Raw genomic sequence first — 15,880 nt, 5'->3', positions numbered from 1 at the left:
CGTTCGCACGGCGCGACACGTGGGGTCCTGACCGTGCGTCGGCCTTCCCGGCGGCGGCCTCGTGTGCCGCCGTGGACACAGCGGGGCGCCCTGGCCGGCATGCCCGTCCTCACTCGTGAAGGCCCGCACGTGACCCCGCACCAGCAGCTGTCCTACGACGCGTTCGTCGCGCTCGCCACCGCCGATCCGGCGGTCGTCGGGCTCGTCCTCAAGGGCTCCGGGCCCATGACGGCATGACCACCCTCCACTCCGACCACGACCTGTACGCGGTCCTCGCCGACGGCGCCGCCACCGGCCTCACCCGCTTCGCGGGCCACCGCGGCGCCGGCCCGGACCTCGTCGTCCTCACGCTCGGCGCGTTCCGCGCGGGTCGAGGCGGCGGCACGGGAGGCCGGGCTCGGCGCGGTGCCGGACGCGTGGGGCGAGGATCTCGCCCTCATGCGGCCGGGTGGACGGTGATCCTCGCTCCGGGGCTGAACTTCTCCAGCAGCGCCGCGAGTTCGGCGGCGGCCTCCTCGACCTCGGACACGGGCATCGGGGGGAGGCTCTCCAGCAGGAAGAAGCCCGAGGTGGTCCCCTCCGTGAGCCGGGTGCGGGGGCCCTGACGCCAGTTCCAGCGGCGGCAGGTGACGCCGAGGTCGTCGCGCCACACCACCTCGCCGGGGTCGGGGCGCTCGACGGTCTCCTCGCCGCCGGCGACGGTCACGAAGTCCTCGTCGCCCCTGGCCCGCACCAGGCGCATGGCGCCCCGGACCCGGTCGGCGTCCTCGCCGCCCACCGGGACGAGCCGGGCGACGCTCACGGCGTTGTAGACGTCGACGAGGAGGTTGATCCGGGGCAGGCCGGCGCCCGACAGGGCCCGCTTCGCGAGGGCCTCCGCGGAGTTGCGGGTGCGGGAGGGCTTGGAGCCGAAGGCGCTGTAGGCCGCGCGCCAGGCCGCCATGTGCGGGTCCTCGTGCGGGGCGCGCCCGTCCAGGCGGGCGGCGAGCCGGCGTGCGGCCTCGTCGAGCAGGGCGGAACTCTCCTCGGTGCTGGGCCCGTTGACCAGGTCGTGCGCTTCGACGGCGACGTGGGTGAAGCCGGGCACGAGGGCCCGTACCTCGTCGGACACGATCGGGGCGAAGGTCATGGGTGCGCCTTGCTGCTCAGAGTGCGGTGGGGAGCGTCCGCCACAGGTGCGGCCGGTCGGTGGCGTTCCGAAGGGCGCGCAGGACGACGGGGTGCGGTGCAGCATACAGGACCGGGTGGTCCATCTCGTTGGACGAGGGGTCGGGCGTGAAGGCCAGCCGCTCGCCGTCGAGGGAGAACCGGGCGTCCACTCCGGGCTTGTTGCCGCGCGGGTCCTGCCGGTGCCAGGCGCCGTGGAACCGCACCGCGACCAGGCCGTGCACCACGCCGAGGTACTGGTAGCAGAGCGCGGCCGGGATGTCCTCGGCGCGCAGCAGCGCGGCCAGGGCGTGGGCCTTGGCGTGACAGATGCCGGTGCCCTGCTCCAGCACGTCGGAGGCGCGCCAGGTCACGCGGGGGTCCCCGGCGTCCTGCGAGTGCGTGATGCGGTCGCGCACGTACTCGAAGGCCGCCTGCGCATACTCATACGAGTCACGGACGTCGGCGGCCAAGCGGGCGGACACCTCCCGGACCAGCGGATGGTGATGGTCGATGACCTCGTCGGCGGCCAAGTAGACGGAGAGGTCCGGGTTTTCCTGGATCAGCTGCATGACCTCGGAGCATAGGTATACGCCCGGCCGAGAGTCAATGCATTTTCAGCCGAGCGCATACCTATGCATGCCGTGTCAGCGGGCCATCTCCTCCTTCAGGGCGGCCACGAACCGGTCCACGTCGTCCTCGGTGGTGTCGAAGGCGCACATCCAGCGGACGTCGCCCGCGGCCTCGTCCCAGAAGTAGAAGCGGAACCGCTTCTGCAGGCGCTCGCTCACGTCGTGCGGCAGCCGCGCGAACACCGCGTTGGCCTGCACCGGGTAGAGGATCTCCACGCCGTGCACCGCGCGCACGCCCTCCGCGAGGCGCTGGGCCATCTCATTGGCGTGCCGGGCGTTGCGCAGCCACAGGTCCTTGGCGAGCAGCGCCTCCAACTGGACCGACACGAAGCGCATCTTGGAGGCGAGCTGCATGGACAGCTTGCGCAGGTGCTTCATGTGCTTGACCCCGTCCGGGTCCAGCACCACGACCGCCTCGCCGAAGAGCGCGCCGTTCTTGGTGCCGCCCAGCGAGAGCAGGTCGACGCCCACCGCGTTGGTGAAGGTGCGCAGCGGCACGTCCAGCGCGGCGGCGGCGTTGGCCAGTCGCGAGCCGTCGACGTGCACCTTCATGCCGTGCGCGTGGGCGTGCTCGCAGATGGCACGGATCTCGTCCGGGGTGTACACCGTGCCCAGCTCGGTGGCCTGGGCCAGGGAGACGACCTGCGGCATGGCCCGGTGCTCGTCGTCCCAGCCGTACGCCTGCCGGTCGATGAGCTCCGGGGTGAGCTTGCCGTCCGGGGTGGGCACGGTGAGCAGCTTGATGCCGCCGACCCGCTCCGGCGCGCCGCCCTCGTCCACGTTGATGTGGGCGCTCTCCGCGCAGATCACCGCGCCCCAGCGGTCGGTGACCGCCTGGAGCGCCACGACGTTGGCCCCGGTTCCGTTGAAGACCGGGAAGGCCTCGGCGGTGGGCCCGAAGTGGCTGCGGATCACCTGCTGGAGGTTCTCGGTGTACGCGTCCTCGCCGTAGGCGACCTGGTGCCCGCCGTTGGCCAGGGCCAGGGCGGCGAGCACCTCCGGGTGGGCGCCGGCGTAGTTGTCGCTGGCGAAACCGCGGACCTCCGGGTCGTGATGACGACGCGCGTCGGTCCGCGGCGGGTTCACGGCTTCTCGGTCAGCCACAGACGTTTTCCGTTCACTTCCGCGGCGGGCTGGTCCCAGACGCCGACGACGGCCTCGGCCAGGTCCTTGACGTCCGTGAAGCCCGCGAACTTCGCGTTGGGGCGCTCGGCGCGCATCGCGTCGTGCACCAACGCCTTCACCACCAGGATGGCAGCAGCCGACGTCGGCCCCTGCTCGCCCCCGGCCTTGCGGAAGTAGTCGGCCATGGCCAGCGTCCACGCCTCGGCGGCGGCCTTGCCGGCCGCGTACGCGGCGTTGCCGGCCGTCGGCTTCGTCGCGCCGGCCGCGCTGATCAGGACGTACCGTCCGCGGTCGCTGCGCTGGAGCGCCTCGTGGAAGGCGAGGCTGGTGTGCTGCACGGTGCGCACCAGCAGCATTTCCAGGAAGTCCCAGTCGTCGAGGCTGGTCTTGGTGAACGTCTCGCTGCCGCGCCAGCCGCCGACGAGGTGGACCAGGCCGTCGACGCGGCCGAACTCCTTCTCGGTGCGGGTGGCCCAGTCCCGGGTGGACTCCAGGTCGAGCAGGTCGACCGTCTCGCCGGTGACGGTGGCGCCGCCGTGCGCGTACCGCGCGGCGTCGACGGCCGCCGCCAGCCGCTCCGGGTCGTTGTCCGAACCGACGACGGTGGCCCCCGCCTCGGCGAGCCTGAGCAGCGCCGCGCGTCCCGCGGGCCCGCCCGCGCCGGCCACCGCGATCACCGCACCCTCGAGCGCCCCGTTCCCCATGGTTCTCGCCTCCTGAGCAGTGTTGTGGACGAGATCGCTCACGCGGCGACCCGCTCGGCGCCGTCCGCCGTGATGCCCTTGGTCGAGGCGATCACGTTCTTCAGCTTCTTGGACAGCGCCTCATAGAACATGCTCAGCGGAAACTCGTCCGGAAGCACGTCATCGACGAGTTTCCGCGGCGGCAGCGACAGGTCGAGGGCCTCGGGACCCTTGGCCCACGTGGAGCCCGGGTGCGGGGAGAGGTAGCGGGAGACCAGCTCGTAGCCGGCGAACCAGTGGACGAGCTTGGGGCGGTCGATGCCGTCGCGGTACAGCTTCTCGATCTCCGCGCACAGCTCGTTGGTGACCCGCGGGGCGCGCTCCCAGTCGATGGAGAGCTTGTTGTCGGTCCAGCGGACGACGTCGTGCTTGTGCAGGTAGGCGAAGAGCAGCTGGCCGCCGAGACCGTCGTAGTTGCGCACCCGCTCGCCGGTCACCGGGAAGCGGAACATGCGGTCGAAGATGACCGCGACCTGCACGTCACGGGCCTGCGGCACGCCCTCGCCGGCGAGCTTCACGGCCTCCTTGAAGGCGGTGAGGTCGCAGCGCAGCTCCTCCAGGCCGTACATCCAGAACGGCTGGCGCTGCTTGATCATGAACGGGTCGAACGGCAGGTCGCCGTGGCTGTGGGTGCGGTCGTGGATCATGTCCCACAGCACGAAGGCCTCCTCGCAGCGCTTCTGGTCGTGGACCATGGCGGCGACGTCCTCGGGCAGCTCCAGGCCCAGGATGTCCACGGCGGCCTCGGTGACCCGGCGGAAGCGGGCGGCCTCGCGGTCGCAGAAGATGGCACCCCAGGTGAAGCGCTCGGGGGCCTCGCGCACGGCGATGGTCTCGGGGAAGAGCACCGCGGAGTTGGTGTCGTACCCGGACGTGAAGTCCTCGAAGGTGATGCCGCAGAACAGCGGGTTGTCGTAGCGGGTGCGCTCCAGCTCGGCCAGCCAGTCGGGCCAGACCATGCGGAACACGACCGCCTCGAGGTTGCGGTCCGGGTTGCCGTTCTGCGTGTACATCGGGAAGACGACCAGGTGCTGCAGGCCGTCCTCGCGGCGCGCGGCCGGCTGGAAGGCCGTCAGCGAGTCGAGGAAGTCGGGCGCCTCGAAGCCGCCCTCGGCCCAGCAGGCCAGGTCCTCGCCCACGGCCTCGTGGTACGCACGGTCGTGCGGGAGCAGCGGGGACAGTTCGCCGACCGCGCCGATCACGGTGCGCACGGCGTGCTCCGCGTCGGCACGCGACGGAGCGCCCTCGGCCGCGAAGTCGATCGAGCCGTCCTTGGACTGCCAGGGCCGGATCCGCTCCACGGCATCCTTGAGCACGGGCCATGCCGGGTGCTCCACCACCCTGGTCATCGAAGGAATCCGCTCCCCCGAACCCTGCTGCACAAGAATTTCCGTCATGTCCCATCCTCCACAGGAGAACCTTGCGTACGCCTGACCGTACACACAGGGCGTTTCTCCCATCAAGGGGTGCCTCAGGAAATTATCCTGCCTTACCCGGGGAGCCACCGCATTTTTTCCTGTCGGCTACCCGGTCCGGCGGCGCTCCATGCGTTCTGGGTTCGGCCTCTGGACGCCGTGGGCAGAGGCGATACGGTCCCAGAGGGCCGTAGGGACGCGGTCCCCCGCCGCCGTCGACGGAAGCGAGTCGGATCTTGAACTTCCTCACCATCGGTCACCGCGGAGTCATGGGCGTCGAACCCGAGAACACCCTCCGGTCCTTCGTCGCCGCCCAGGAGGCCGGGCTCGACGTCATCGAACTGGATCTGCATCTCAGCAGGGACGGCGCGCTCGTGGTGATGCACGACGCGCGCGTGGACCGCACCACGGACGGCACCGGCGCCATCGCCGACAAGACCCTCGGCGAACTGCGCGCGCTGGACGCCGGGCGCGGCGAGCGCGTCCCCCTCTTCGAGGAGGTCCTGGACGCGGTCCGGACGCCGCTGCAGGCGGAGATCAAGGACGTCCGGGCGGCCCGGGCGCTGGCCGAGGTGATGAACGACCGGGGGCTCGCCGGCCGGGTCGAGGTCGCGTCGTTCCACGACGAGGCGATCGCCGAGATCGCACGGCTGGTGCCCGGGGTGCGCACGGCCCTGGTGTCCGGCCTCCCCCACTCCCGGACGGCCTCGAGCGGGGGGACCCCCGCCGGCACCGACGTGGTGGACCGGGCGGTGGCCGTCGGCGCCTCGAGACTGTGCCTGAACATCCGCCGGATCACCCTGGAGATCGTGGAGCACGCCCGCAAGGCGGACCTGTCGGTGGTCGGCTGGGTGGTCAACACGCAGGACCATCTGCGGCTGGTGCGGGCGCTGGGGCTGGACGGGGCGACCACCGACTACCCGGAGATCAAGCGCACCGGCCGCTTCACCGCGTGAGCGGCCGGCCGCCGGACGACGGTCAGGCCAGCTCCTTGACCAGCAGCTCGAACTCCAGGTCGTCACGGAGCGGGATGCCGAAGCGCTCGTCGCCGTACGGGAACGGCGTGGTCCTTCCCGTACGGCGGTAGCCGCGTCGCTCGTACCAGGCGATCAGGTCCTCGCGCACGGAGATCACCGTCATGTGCATCCCGGTCACGCCCCAGTCCTCGCGGGCCTGGCGCTCCGCCTCCGCGATGACGGCCCGGCCGAGGCCGGCGCCCTGGAGGGCGGGGCTGACCGCGAACATCCCGAAGTAGGCGTGGTCCCCGCGGTGCTCGAGCTGGCAGCAGGCCACGATCCGGCCGTCGCGCTCCACGGTGAGCAGCCGGCTGTCCGGTGCCCTCACGACCTCCAGGACGCCCTCGGGGTCGGTCCGCTGCCCGTGCAGGATGTCCGCCTCGGTGGTCCACCCCGCGCGGCTGGACTCCCCCCGGTAGGCCGACTCGATCAGCTCGACGAGGGCGTCCACGTCGGCGTCGGTGGCACGGCGGAAGGTCGGTGCGGCGTCGGCGGCGGTTCCCATGGCGCGGTTCCTCGATTCGTGTGCGTCTCTTTCGACGTGGCCGGGACGGGCCGAGATTAACGCGCCGCCGCCGGGCGCCGGAGGGGCCGTCCACCCTCCGGACGGCGGGTCGGTGACGGCGCGCGGGCCCTCGCCCTAGGCTCGGCCGCATGGTGCATGTACTCAGCAGCCGTGTCCTGCTCCGTCCCTCCGACCCCGAGCGCTCCCGCGACTTCTACGGCCGCCGGCTCGGACTCGCCGTCCACCGCGAGTTCGGCACCGGCCCGGAGCGCGGCACCGTCTACTTCCTCGGCGGCGGCTTCCTGGAGCTCTCGGGCCGCGCGGACGCGGCTCCGGCGGGCTCCCCCGATGTGCGGCTGTGGCTGCAGGTGGAGGACGTGGAGGCGGCGCGGGAGGAGCTGACCGCGCGGGGCGTGGAGATCGTCCGCCCTCCGGTCGAGGAGCCGTGGGGTCTGATCGAGATGTGGATCGAGGACCCGGACGGCACGCCGATCGTCCTCGTCGAGGTCCCGGCCGAACACCCGCTGCGGTACCGGCCGGGGATCTAGACCTCGTGCTGCCCGCCCTGCGGGACCGGGACACGCCGGCTTGCGTCCCGGCCCGTCCGGCGCTCGCGGACGAGGCCCGTCAGGGCCGGAGCGGGGGTCCGGGGCGCGGCCCCCGGGTACGGTCGCCCCCTACGCGCGCAACGCACCCAACCGCCCCTCCAGCTGGGACAGCAGTCCCCCCAGCAGGGAGGCGAGATCACCCAGCTCCGCGTGGTCGAGACCGGACAGCACCGCGGTCTCGTAGGACAGCTGCGCCGGCAGGATGCCGTCCACCAGCTCGCGGCCCGCGTCGGTGAGACGTACGTGCGCGACCCTGCGGTCCCGGGTGTCACCACGGCGTTCCACCAGGCCCCGCTCGGTGAGCTGCTTCAGCCGCTTGGTGACGGCGGCGCCGGAGGAGAACGTCTCGCGGGCCAGCTCGCCGGGGGTCAGCTCATGGCCCGTGCGGCGCAGCGCGCCGAGCAGGTCGAACTCCGGGCGGGTGAGTCCGGCCCGCCGCAGCGGGGCGTCCTCGGCCTGCTGGAGGAGCGCCGCGCAGCGGTTGATGCGGCCGATGACCTCCATCGGGCCGGTGTCGAGGCCGGGGTGGACCGCCCGCCACTGCCGGACGACCTCGGCGACGGTGTCGCGCCCGGGGGCGGACGGGTCCGCGGTGCTCGAGGTGTCCGGCGTGCCGGTGGCACCGTCGCCGGCCGTTGGCCCGTGGGGCGCCGTCATGGCGATGCGTCCTCCGTGTGCGTGTGCGTGCTGGTGCCGGGGTCCGGGAGGAGTCCCTGGCGTCGTACCGTCGCCGCGAGCGTACGGTGTGCCGCCTGCTCGGCGAGCACCACCCGCTCCTGGGGCAGTGCGCGCTGCCACCATTCTCCGGCCGCGGCGTCGGCGGCGGCGCGCAGGTCGACCACGGCGGCGGCGAGCCCGCGACGGGCGGCTTCCAGGGCCGCGGGCGCGGACTCCGGGCCGGCCGCCAGGCGAGCGGCGTGCTCGCGGGCCCGGCCGACGGCGGCGAGCGCCCGCTCGACACGCCGGCCTGCCCGCCGGTCGGTGACGGCGACGGCGGCGGCGAAGCCGGCCAGGGCGCCGACCAGCGTGTCCACCACCCGGTCGGCGACCAGCTCGCCGGTCGGCTGGTAACCGGGCAGCTCGGTGACGAGCAGCGCCAGGGGCGTCACGCAGACGCTGCCGAGCCAGTAGTTGCGGCCGATGAGCGCCTCGGCGCCGAAGTTGCAGGCCAGGATGGACAGGACGAGGGCGAGCGGGCCGAGCTGGGCGACCGGGGCGACGGCCGCGAAGAGCAGCACGCCGACGAGGCTGCCGACCACGCGCTGCACGGTTCTGCTCCAGGTGAGCGTGATGTTGGCCTGGTAGAGGGAGGCCGCGGTGACCAGGGCCCAGTAGGGGCGGTCGGCGCCGAGGGCGAGGGAGGCACAGCCGGCGAGGGCGCAGCCGAGCGCGGTGCGGACGGCGACCGGGGCCAGGGGGCCGAGCCGGGTCCGCAGCGGGCCGGGCGCGGTGGCGCGCCCGGCGGCCACGCCCAGGAGCTCGTCCCGCTCGCCGAGCGGGCCGTCGTCCTCCCGGCGCAGGTCGCCGGCGCGCGGGACGCGGCCCGTGCCGCGCACCGCGCGGGCCCAGGCGCGGAGGCGGGCGGGGTCGGCGTCGGCCGGTGCGGCGAGGGCGACCTCGGCGCGGACGACGAGCCGTTCGAGGGCGCGGCGGGTGGCGGAGGGGCGGTTCCCGGCCGCGAGCAGGGTCTGCCAGGCCGCGTGCACGGCGGCGTAGGCGGCGGAACGGGCGCCCGGGCTCCCGTCACCACCGTGCGCGGTCTCGGCGTACGCGGCGGCCGCGTCGAGGACCCGGGCGGTGGCCCGCCGCTCGGGGCCGTGCGGCCGGAGCGGGGCGGGGGCCATGCCCACCAGCCAGGCCCACGCGCCGGCCGCCGCCGCGAGCGCGAGGTGGCCGGGGACCTGTCCGAGGGTCTGCGGCACGAACAGCGAGGCGGAGCTGACGAAGGTGAGGACGACGTGCGCGGGCGGTCCGACGCGGGTGGCGTCGCACACCGCCTTCTGGACGGCGGCCAGCAAGGCCCCGACGGTGACCAGCACGACGGCGTTCCGGGTGAGGGAGGCGGCGACCAGGGCCACGGCGAGGCCGCCGAGCATGCCGAGGACCACCCACGCCAGCACCTTCGCGCGGGCGGCGTACGGGCGGTTGTGCGCGTACAGGGCGCACAGGGACCCGGCCATGGTGTACGCGGCGAGGTCGAGCCGGCCGAGCGCCACCAGGAGCAGGCTGGGCGGGGCGACGGCGGCGACCACGCTGAGAGCGGGCTTGAACCAGATGTCGGAGGGGCGCCCGAGGCGCAGCGGGCCGGCGACCGGGAGACGCCGGACGCGCGAGGGGGTGGGGGCGGAACTGCTCATGACCAGCAAGGTTAACAGGTGTTTTACCTGTAAAGATTTCACCGGGGAGTCCGCCCGCGCCCCCGGAAGCCCCCCGCGCACCCCCTCACGCTCGCGTACACGCCGTCGGGCCCGGGCATCCCCTGACCGTCCGGTGAAGCGGTTCGAGGGGGGTTCGCGTGCACGGACCGGGATCGTCCGGCTGGCTGCTGGTGGCGCTCTGCGTGGCGACCGGCGCCTACTGCCTGCTGCGGATGCGCAGCCGCGTCGAGAAGCAGCGCCGGGCGGCCGGCGGCGAGGCGCTGATGGGGTTCGGCATGGCGGCGATGGCGGTGCCGGCGGCGGCGTTCACCCCGCCCGCGTGGGCCTGGCCGTTGTGGGCGGCGGTGTTCGGGGCGGCGGGGCTGCACGCCCTGTGGGCGGCCCGCGCGTCCGCGCGCCATCTTCACCATGTGGTGGGCGCCGGCGCGATGGTCTACATGGCGGTGGCCATGGCCGCCGCCCCGCAGGGGGCGCACCACGGCGGCGCGGGCATACCCGCGCTGACCGCCGCCCTGCTGCTGTACTTCACGGCGTACGTGCTGGTGACGGGCGTGCGGCTGGTGCCGGTGGCCGCCGTGGCGGGCGGGCCGGGCACCGGGTGGGGCGACCGGCCGGAGCTGGCGCGGGCCTGCCGGCTGTCGATGGGCATCGCGATGGTGGCGATGCTGCTGCTGATGTGAGGGCGGCGATGCTGCTGATGTGAAGGGCGCGCAAGGGGCCGTCCGGCCGTCGGTGCGGGACCGTTGTCTGCGTCACTTCGGACCGCGGGCCCGTTTCCAGGGAGGCGTCCGCGCTTCTAGGCTGCTCCCATGATCCTCCCCGCGGTCCTGCTGCTGCTCGGTGTGCTGACCGCCGTCGTGGGTCCCCGGCTGCTCGCGCGGGCCGACTGGCCGGACCGGGAGCCGGTGGTGGCCCTGTGGGCCTGGCAGTGCGTGATCGCGGCGGTGCTGCTGTGCTGCGCCCTGTCGATGACGTTCAGCGCGGCGGCGGCCTGGCGGGCGGTGGGCGGCCATGTGTTCACGGGTGCGCCGGGCGCGGTGACGGAGGCGTACACCCTGGGCACGGCGGGTCTCTGGGCGCATGTCACCGCCGTGGTGCTGGCGTGCGGCGGGCTGTGGAGCGGGGCCATGCTGCTCCGGGAGATCGCGCGGGCCCGCGCCCGGCGCCGGGCGCGCCGCGCGGAACTGCGGCGGCGGGCGCCCCTGCTGCCCGGCGAGGAGCCGGGTTCCGACCGGCTCGTGGTGCTGGAGGGCGACCGTCCCGACGCCTGGTGCCTGCCCGGTTCCCCGCCCCAACTGGTCGTCACCACGGCCGCGTTGCAGCGTCTGAAGGGGCGGCAGCTGGACGCCGTGCTGGCGCACGAGCGCGGTCACGCGCGGGCCCGCCACGACTGGCTGCTGCACTGCTCGTCGGCGCTGGCGGAGGGCTTTCCCCAGGTGCCGGTGTTCTCCGCGTTCCGGGACGAGATGCACCGGCTGGTCGAACTCGCCGCGGACGACACGGCGTCCCGCCGGTTCGGCCGGCTGACCACCGCCCTGGCCCTGGTGGAACTCAACGAGGACCGCGGCGTGTTCGGCCCCTGCCCCACCACGCAGGCGCACGTCCCGGCGCGGGTGCACCGGCTGCTGGGCCCGGGCGACCGGCTGACCGCGGGACGGCGGCTGCGGCTGACGGCGGTCGCGTCGCTGGTGCCGGCGGTCCCCGTCCTCGTGGCGTTCCTGCCGGGATTGCGGGCACTGGGGTAGACGACGGCCCCGACGCGGCCGGACCGTCCCGGCCCCGGGCCGGTCCGCGCCCCCTGAGGACCGGGCGTGCCGGGTTCCTGGCCCGGGCGCCTCCGGTCGGCGAGGATCATCCCATGCGCATCCCCCACGCCCCCGCACCGCCCACGCCCCCCGGATCCCGTGCACCGGCCCGGTCGGCGGCGGCGCCGGCCGCCGTGCTCGCGGCCGCCTCCGCGCTGCTGCTGGCGCTGGTCGCCGCCGAGTGGCGGCCCCTGCTCGACCTGGACGGCGGCATCTCCCGCACCACGCACCGCTGGGCGGTGGCGGAGGACGGACTGACCCGGGCGGCCCGCGTCCTGACGGACTGGGTGTGGGACCCGTGGACGATGCGTCTGCTGTGCGCGGTGGTGGTGGTCCTGCTGCTCCGGCGGCCGGCCACCCGGTGGACCGCGGGGTGGCTGGTCGTGGTGGTGGCCCTCGGCACGGCCGTGCAGCAGGGGCTGAAGGCCGCGCTCGGCCGGGAACGCCCGGTGTGGTCCGACCCGGTGGACACGGCGCAGTACGCCGCCTTCCCGTCGGGGCACGCCATGACCGCGACGGTCGTCCTGGGACTGCTGCTGTGGGTGCTGCGCCGTCGGAGGCCGGGACCCGCGCTGTGGCGCACGGCGCTCGTGGTGGCGGTCGTCTCGGTGGCCGGCGTCGGTCTCACCCGGATCTGGCTCGGCGTGCACTGGCCGACGGACGTCCTCGGCGGCTGGCTGCTCGGCGCCCTGATGGTGGTCGGGGCGGTCGCGGTGCACCGGCGGCTGCGTCCCGCCGCCCCTGACGCGGCGCCGGGCCCCTCGGCCGGTGCGCGCCCGTCGTCCACCCCCGAACCGTCCACCTCGGACGATCCCCCGTGTCGCCCGAGGTGAACGGCAGCCCGAAGAGGGCCCGCCAGGGCCCTTCCAGGTGCGTTGAGTATAGTTGGCTGGCAGCCAGTCAACGCAGGAGTCCAGCATGTCCCCGCGCAGCGCCCTGGTCAATGAAGAGTTGCGTCGGCGTTCCAAGGAGCGGCTGCTGCACGCGGCCGTCGAGCTGGTCGACGAGCGCGGGTACGAGGCGACCACGCTGAGCGACATCGCCGACCGGGCGGGCTCCGCGCGGGGTCTGGTGTCGTACTACTTCCCGGGGAAACGCCAGCTCGTGCAGTCCGCGGTGCACCGGCTGATGCACCGCACCCTGGAGGAAGCGCTGGAGCGCGAGCCGCGCGCCGAGGACGGCGGGGAGCGGATGGCCCGGGCCATCGACGCGATCCTGGGCCTGGCCCGGGACCGGCCGGTGCTGATGCGCCAGCACATGGCGGGGCTGCTGCAGGCGGAAGGCTTCCTGCCCTGTCCCGAGCAGCGGCGGCTGGCCGAGCTGCTGAGCGACACCGTCGCCCGGCACGGCTCGCAGGACGTCGGGGCCGACTACCCGATGCTGCGGGCGCTGCTGATGGGCGCCGTGTACGCGGCGGTGATGCCGGGGGCGCCGATGGCGCTGCCGGTGCTGCGCGCCGAACTGTTCAAGCGCTACCGGCTGGACTGGGAGATGGGTGTCCCGCCGGACCCCGAGGGGGCCGGCGGGACGGAGGAGAGGGACCGGACGGACATGGCCCGGTTCTTCGCGACGGACCCGGAGACTCAGTCGAAGTAGTCCGGCTGCGTCTGCACGTTGAGCTCCTGCATGCGGACCCAGCGGGCCGCGTCCGTGCGCCTGTCGTCGATCTTCAGGACGTCGAAGCCCTTGGCCATGTCGTTGGAGTAGATGTAGCCGTTGTAGTAGTACGCCGACCACGAACCGCCGGTGACGAGCTGGTCGGTGGAGAGCGGCCCGCGCTCGAAGTAGGCGATCTCCCTCGGCTTGGACGAGTCGGTGAAGTCCCACACCGAGACGCCGCCCTGGTACCAGGCCTGGACCATCAGGTCACGGCCGCGGACCGGGATCAGCGAGCCGTTGTGGGCCACGCAGTTCTCGGTGTCCGCCTGGTGGCGGGGGATCTTGAAGTAGCTGCGGAAGACCAGCTTGCTGCGGTCGCCCTTGCCGACGATGTCGTAGATGCCGTCCGCGCCGCGGTCGGGGCCGATCTCCGCGTTGCAGGTGGCCGCGCCGCCGCCGCCCAGCTCGTCGGTGAAGACGACCTTGTCGGCTCTCTGGTTGAAGGTCGCCGAGTGCCAGAACGCGAAGTTCACGTTGTCCTGGACCCGGTCGATCACCCTCGGACGCTCGGGGTTCTTGATGGAGAACAGGATGCCGTCGCCCATGCACGCGCCGGCGGCCAGGTCCTTCGAGGGCAGCACGGTGATGTCGTGGCAGCCGGTGGTCTTGGAGACGCCCGGGTTGGTGGGCGCGCCCGGGTTGCCGCCGCCGTCCGGGCCCTCACCCGGGAACAGCACGGGGAATCCGACCACGGCGGCCTTGTGCGGGGCCTTGCGCGGGACCTTGATCACGGAGATGCCGTCGTGCGGCGGCTGGCAGTCCGGGTAGGCCGCGTTCGGCGAGTAGGAGGAGACGTAGACGTAGACGTCCTTGCGCTCGGGCACCAGCGTGTGGGTGTGCGAGCCGCAGGCGGTCTCGACGGCGGCGACGTAGCGCGGGTTGCGCTTGTCGCTGATGTCGAAGACCTTCATGCCCTCCCAGGAGGACTTCTCGGTGGCCGGCTGCGTGGTGCTGTTGCAGCTGCTGTCGCTGCGCGAGGAGTCCGTGGACAGGAACAGCAGGTCGCCGGAGACGGAGATGTCGTTCTGCGATCCGGGACACAGCACCTGAGCCACCGTCTTGGGCTTCTTGGGGTTGCTGATGTCGAAGATGCGGAAACCGTCGTAGTTGCCGGCGAAGGCGTACTTCCCCTGGAAGGCGAGGTCCGAGTTGGTGCCGGACAGCACGTCCTTGGGGATGTTGGCCACGTGCTTGATGTTGGCGGAGTGGACGATCTCGTCCTGGCCGGGTATCTCACCGCTCTTGATGGCCGCCCGGGCCTCGGACTGGTCGCTGCGGGACACGTCCTTCGGGGCGGCGGGCGAGTCCCCCGGGTCCGGGATCGCGGCGGCGGGCGCGGCGGTGAGCAGCGCGGCCAGCAGGCCGCCTGCCGCCGCGGCAACTCCCAGCCGTCTCCGCCGGGTTCGGGAAACGCTCAACAGGATCACTGTTTTCCTCCCTGGTTCCGTTCACATCGGAACGGTGTGGCATCGGCAGTATCGTCTTCGGCATGCACATACCAACAGAGGACCAGCGTCATCGCACCAAAGTTTTCTGATCGGAGTCGCGCGGAAGCGTGCTAGGACGGTCATCGACACTCACGAGGTGTCCCGCACCACTGCAGAGCGGGAATACCGCCAGTCACAGGAGGTCCATGTGCACTACCGCAGCGTGCCACGCCTGTCCGCCGTCGCCGCCGGGCTGACCGCGCTGGCCGTCCTCGGGCTCGTGGGCTGCGACTCCGGCGACGACGCCGCCGAGTCGGCCCCCGCGGGCGGGCCTTCGGTGATCGCGCCCGGCGCGCCCGGTGAGGAGAACCGCACCCTGTCGGCCGAGGAGGCCGAGCGGCAGCGCAAGGAGGACGACTCCCCCAACTCCGCGGACGTGTCGTACGCGCGGATGATGATCCAGCACCACGCACAGGCGCTGGAGATGACCGAACTGGTGCCGGGGCGCGCCGAGTCGCCGAAGGTGGTCGGGCTGGCCGAGCGCATCGCCGCCGCGCAGAAGCCGGAGATCGACGCGATGAGGGGGTGGCTGCGCACCCACGGCAGGACGGAGGAGGACGCCGGTCACGGGCACGACCACGCGACGATGCCCGGCATGGCCACCGAGACGCAGCTCAGGCAGTTGCGGGCGGCCGAGGGCGCGGCGTTCGACCAGCTGTTCCTCACACTGATGATCACGCACCACCAGGGCGCGATCACCATGGCCACGGAAGTGAAGGGCGAGGGGAACAACATCCGGATCGAGGAGATGGCGGACGACGTGGTCGCGCAGCAGACCAGCGAGATCAACCGGATGCGCGACCTGCTGTGACGGTCCGCCGGGGCGGCGGGCCGGTCAGCGGCGGGCGCGGCGCGGGGAGAGCAGCCCCGCGTCGCGCGTCCGGCCGATGAGGCGGAGCGCGCCGCGCCGGCTGTAGCCGGTCTGCTCCATCACGGCGAGCACCGGGTCGGCGCCCCGCTCCTGCGCCGCCCGGTACGCCCGGGCCACGAGCGGCCACTCGGCCCGCCCGCCCGCCGGGTCCTCCCGGTGCGCGCCGCCGACGTCCTCCCCGGGCTCCGCCTCCGGTTCGGGCTCGGCGCCGCAGGCCCGCGCCAGCGGTCCCTCGATCCAGTCGGCGAACACGGCCAGGTCCTCCAGCGCGAGCGCGGGGCGGGCCTGGACGTCCTCCACGCAGACCCAGCCCTCGCCCACGGACGCCAGCGCCTCGATCACGGCCCCGTCGGGAAAGGCCAGCCGCACGTGGAGCCACCGGGTGGAACGCTCGCCCTCCCGCACCTCCCACGCGGGCCACACGGACACCGCACCCTCCGCCGGAGAGCGATCGGAAAGTTGAAGAAAAGATGCCTCGAGCACACAGGCA

General features: G+C 73.3%; 17 protein-coding genes and 1 pseudogene. 8 read left to right on the top strand and 10 right to left on the bottom strand.

Features of this window, described 5'->3' with window-relative positions; genetic code table 11:
* Positions 1–129: 129 nt before the first annotated feature.
* Positions 130–368 (top strand): annotated as a pseudogene (locus tag ACIQ8B_RS18530) (hypothetical protein); the annotation flags it as partial.
* A gap of 68 nt (positions 369–436) precedes the next feature.
* Here the strand turns inward: ACIQ8B_RS18530 and ACIQ8B_RS18525 are convergent.
* The 5 genes from ACIQ8B_RS18525 to ACIQ8B_RS18505 form a co-directional block, all read right to left on the bottom strand.
* On the bottom strand, positions 437–1,129 hold the full coding sequence (locus ACIQ8B_RS18525) for a B3/4 domain-containing protein (RefSeq protein ID WP_403547995.1): 693 nt from the start codon (positions 1,127–1,129) through the stop codon (positions 437–439).
* 16 nt (positions 1,130–1,145) lie between these two features.
* Positions 1,146–1,718 (bottom strand): transglutaminase domain-containing protein, encoded by a 573-nt coding sequence (locus ACIQ8B_RS18520; RefSeq protein ID WP_403547993.1) that lies wholly within the window; start codon positions 1,716–1,718, stop codon positions 1,146–1,148.
* Positions 1,719–1,793: 75 nt separating this feature from the next.
* Positions 1,794–2,864, bottom strand: a complete 1,071-nt coding sequence (locus tag ACIQ8B_RS18515) for a low specificity L-threonine aldolase (RefSeq protein WP_106415388.1) — start codon at positions 2,862–2,864, stop codon at positions 1,794–1,796.
* Entirely contained in the window at positions 2,861–3,607 is a 747-nt protein-coding gene (locus ACIQ8B_RS18510; RefSeq protein ID WP_290008756.1) for an SDR family NAD(P)-dependent oxidoreductase, read from the bottom strand. The genes ACIQ8B_RS18515 and ACIQ8B_RS18510 overlap by 4 nt, the downstream gene beginning before the upstream one ends.
* 38 nt (positions 3,608–3,645) lie before the next feature.
* Positions 3,646–5,043: a DUF6421 family protein gene (locus tag ACIQ8B_RS18505; protein ID WP_403547991.1), complete on the bottom strand. Its 1,398-nt coding sequence runs from the start codon at positions 5,041–5,043 to the stop codon at positions 3,646–3,648.
* 254 nt (positions 5,044–5,297) lie between these two features.
* Here ACIQ8B_RS18505 and ACIQ8B_RS18500 point away from each other — a divergent pair, with 254 nt between their 5' ends.
* The gene (locus tag ACIQ8B_RS18500; RefSeq protein ID WP_403547989.1) at positions 5,298–6,017 is read left to right on the top strand and encodes a glycerophosphodiester phosphodiesterase; all 720 of its coding nucleotides are present in this window, start codon (positions 5,298–5,300) and stop codon (positions 6,015–6,017) included.
* 22 nt (positions 6,018–6,039) lie between these two features.
* Here ACIQ8B_RS18500 and ACIQ8B_RS18495 read toward each other — a convergent pair whose 3' ends face one another.
* Positions 6,040–6,582: a GNAT family N-acetyltransferase gene (locus ACIQ8B_RS18495; RefSeq protein ID WP_403547987.1), complete on the bottom strand. Its 543-nt coding sequence runs from the start codon at positions 6,580–6,582 to the stop codon at positions 6,040–6,042.
* Between the two features lie 149 nt (positions 6,583–6,731).
* Between ACIQ8B_RS18495 and ACIQ8B_RS18490 the strand changes: the two genes are divergently transcribed.
* Positions 6,732–7,130 carry a VOC family protein gene (locus ACIQ8B_RS18490; protein ID WP_106415383.1) on the top strand — a complete coding sequence of 133 codons (399 nt, stop codon included), beginning with the start codon at positions 6,732–6,734 and terminating at the stop codon, positions 7,128–7,130.
* 129 nt (positions 7,131–7,259) lie between these two features.
* Here the strand turns inward: ACIQ8B_RS18490 and ACIQ8B_RS18485 are convergent, their stop codons facing one another.
* Positions 7,260–7,847 carry a MarR family winged helix-turn-helix transcriptional regulator gene (locus ACIQ8B_RS18485; protein WP_290011589.1) on the bottom strand — a complete coding sequence of 196 codons (588 nt, stop codon included), beginning with the start codon at positions 7,845–7,847 and terminating at the stop codon, positions 7,260–7,262.
* Complete coding sequence (locus ACIQ8B_RS18480; RefSeq protein WP_403547984.1) at positions 7,844–9,547, bottom strand: FUSC family protein; 1,704 nt, start codon at positions 9,545–9,547, stop codon at positions 7,844–7,846. The genes ACIQ8B_RS18485 and ACIQ8B_RS18480 overlap by 4 nt, the downstream gene beginning before the upstream one ends.
* A 158-nt stretch (positions 9,548–9,705) precedes the next feature.
* Between ACIQ8B_RS18480 and ACIQ8B_RS18475 the strand changes: the two genes are divergently transcribed.
* The 4 genes from ACIQ8B_RS18475 (at position 9,706) to ACIQ8B_RS18460 (ending at position 12,969) form a co-directional block, all read left to right on the top strand.
* A complete protein-coding gene (locus ACIQ8B_RS18475; protein WP_403547982.1) occupies positions 9,706–10,248 on the top strand; it encodes a DUF5134 domain-containing protein in 543 nt (180 codons plus the stop codon).
* Positions 10,249–10,377: 129 nt separating this feature from the next.
* Entirely contained in the window at positions 10,378–11,313 is a 936-nt protein-coding gene (locus ACIQ8B_RS18470) for a M56 family metallopeptidase (RefSeq protein WP_403547980.1), read from the top strand.
* A gap of 113 nt (positions 11,314–11,426) precedes the next feature.
* On the top strand, positions 11,427–12,206 hold the full coding sequence (locus tag ACIQ8B_RS18465; protein ID WP_403547978.1) for a phosphatase PAP2 family protein: 780 nt from the start codon (positions 11,427–11,429) through the stop codon (positions 12,204–12,206).
* Between the two features lie 85 nt (positions 12,207–12,291).
* A complete protein-coding gene (locus ACIQ8B_RS18460) occupies positions 12,292–12,969 on the top strand; it encodes a TetR/AcrR family transcriptional regulator (RefSeq protein ID WP_290011583.1) in 678 nt (225 codons plus the stop codon).
* Here ACIQ8B_RS18460 and ACIQ8B_RS18455 read toward each other — a convergent pair.
* Complete coding sequence (locus tag ACIQ8B_RS18455) at positions 12,957–14,459, bottom strand: LVIVD repeat-containing protein (RefSeq protein ID WP_290011582.1); 1,503 nt, start codon at positions 14,457–14,459, stop codon at positions 12,957–12,959. The genes ACIQ8B_RS18460 and ACIQ8B_RS18455 overlap by 13 nt on opposite strands.
* A 208-nt stretch (positions 14,460–14,667) precedes the next feature.
* Here ACIQ8B_RS18455 and ACIQ8B_RS18450 point away from each other — a divergent pair, with 208 nt between their 5' ends.
* Complete coding sequence (locus tag ACIQ8B_RS18450) at positions 14,668–15,330, top strand: DUF305 domain-containing protein (RefSeq protein ID WP_403548088.1); 663 nt, start codon at positions 14,668–14,670, stop codon at positions 15,328–15,330.
* Between the two features lie 24 nt (positions 15,331–15,354).
* On the opposite strand, the gene ACIQ8B_RS18445 is transcribed toward ACIQ8B_RS18450, so the two are convergent.
* Complete coding sequence (locus ACIQ8B_RS18445; RefSeq protein WP_403547975.1) at positions 15,355–15,819, bottom strand: DUF6214 family protein; 465 nt, start codon at positions 15,817–15,819, stop codon at positions 15,355–15,357.
* Positions 15,820–15,880 lie beyond the last annotated feature (61 nt).

Origin of the sequence: Streptomyces sp. NPDC096105, assembly GCF_044763335.1 — a bacterium.
GTDB lineage: Bacteria > Actinomycetota > Actinomycetes > Streptomycetales > Streptomycetaceae > Streptomyces.
This window is presented reverse-complemented; position numbering and strand designations above follow the sequence as displayed.

Excerpts from the sequence above, each read along its gene's own strand:
- ACIQ8B_RS18525 (WP_403547995.1), bottom strand. The coding sequence starts at position 1,129 with ATGACCTTCGCCCCGATCGTGTCCGACGAGGTACGGGCCCTCGTGCCC.
- ACIQ8B_RS18520 (WP_403547993.1), bottom strand. The coding sequence starts at position 1,718 with ATGCAGCTGATCCAGGAAAACCCGGACCTCTCCGTCTACTTGGCCGCC.
- ACIQ8B_RS18510 (WP_290008756.1), bottom strand. The coding sequence starts at position 3,607 with ATGGGGAACGGGGCGCTCGAGGGTGCGGTGATCGCGGTGGCCGGCGCG.
- ACIQ8B_RS18505 (WP_403547991.1), bottom strand. The coding sequence starts at position 5,043 with ATGACGGAAATTCTTGTGCAGCAGGGTTCGGGGGAGCGGATTCCTTCG.
- ACIQ8B_RS18495 (WP_403547987.1), bottom strand. The coding sequence starts at position 6,582 with ATGGGAACCGCCGCCGACGCCGCACCGACCTTCCGCCGTGCCACCGAC.
- ACIQ8B_RS18490 (WP_106415383.1), top strand. The coding sequence starts at position 6,732 with ATGGTGCATGTACTCAGCAGCCGTGTCCTGCTCCGTCCCTCCGACCCC.
- ACIQ8B_RS18485 (WP_290011589.1), bottom strand. The coding sequence starts at position 7,847 with ATGACGGCGCCCCACGGGCCAACGGCCGGCGACGGTGCCACCGGCACG.
- ACIQ8B_RS18480 (WP_403547984.1), bottom strand. The coding sequence starts at position 9,547 with ATGAGCAGTTCCGCCCCCACCCCCTCGCGCGTCCGGCGTCTCCCGGTC.
- ACIQ8B_RS18470 (WP_403547980.1), top strand. The coding sequence starts at position 10,378 with ATGATCCTCCCCGCGGTCCTGCTGCTGCTCGGTGTGCTGACCGCCGTC.
- ACIQ8B_RS18465 (WP_403547978.1), top strand. The coding sequence starts at position 11,427 with ATGCGCATCCCCCACGCCCCCGCACCGCCCACGCCCCCCGGATCCCGT.
- ACIQ8B_RS18460 (WP_290011583.1), top strand. The coding sequence starts at position 12,292 with ATGTCCCCGCGCAGCGCCCTGGTCAATGAAGAGTTGCGTCGGCGTTCC.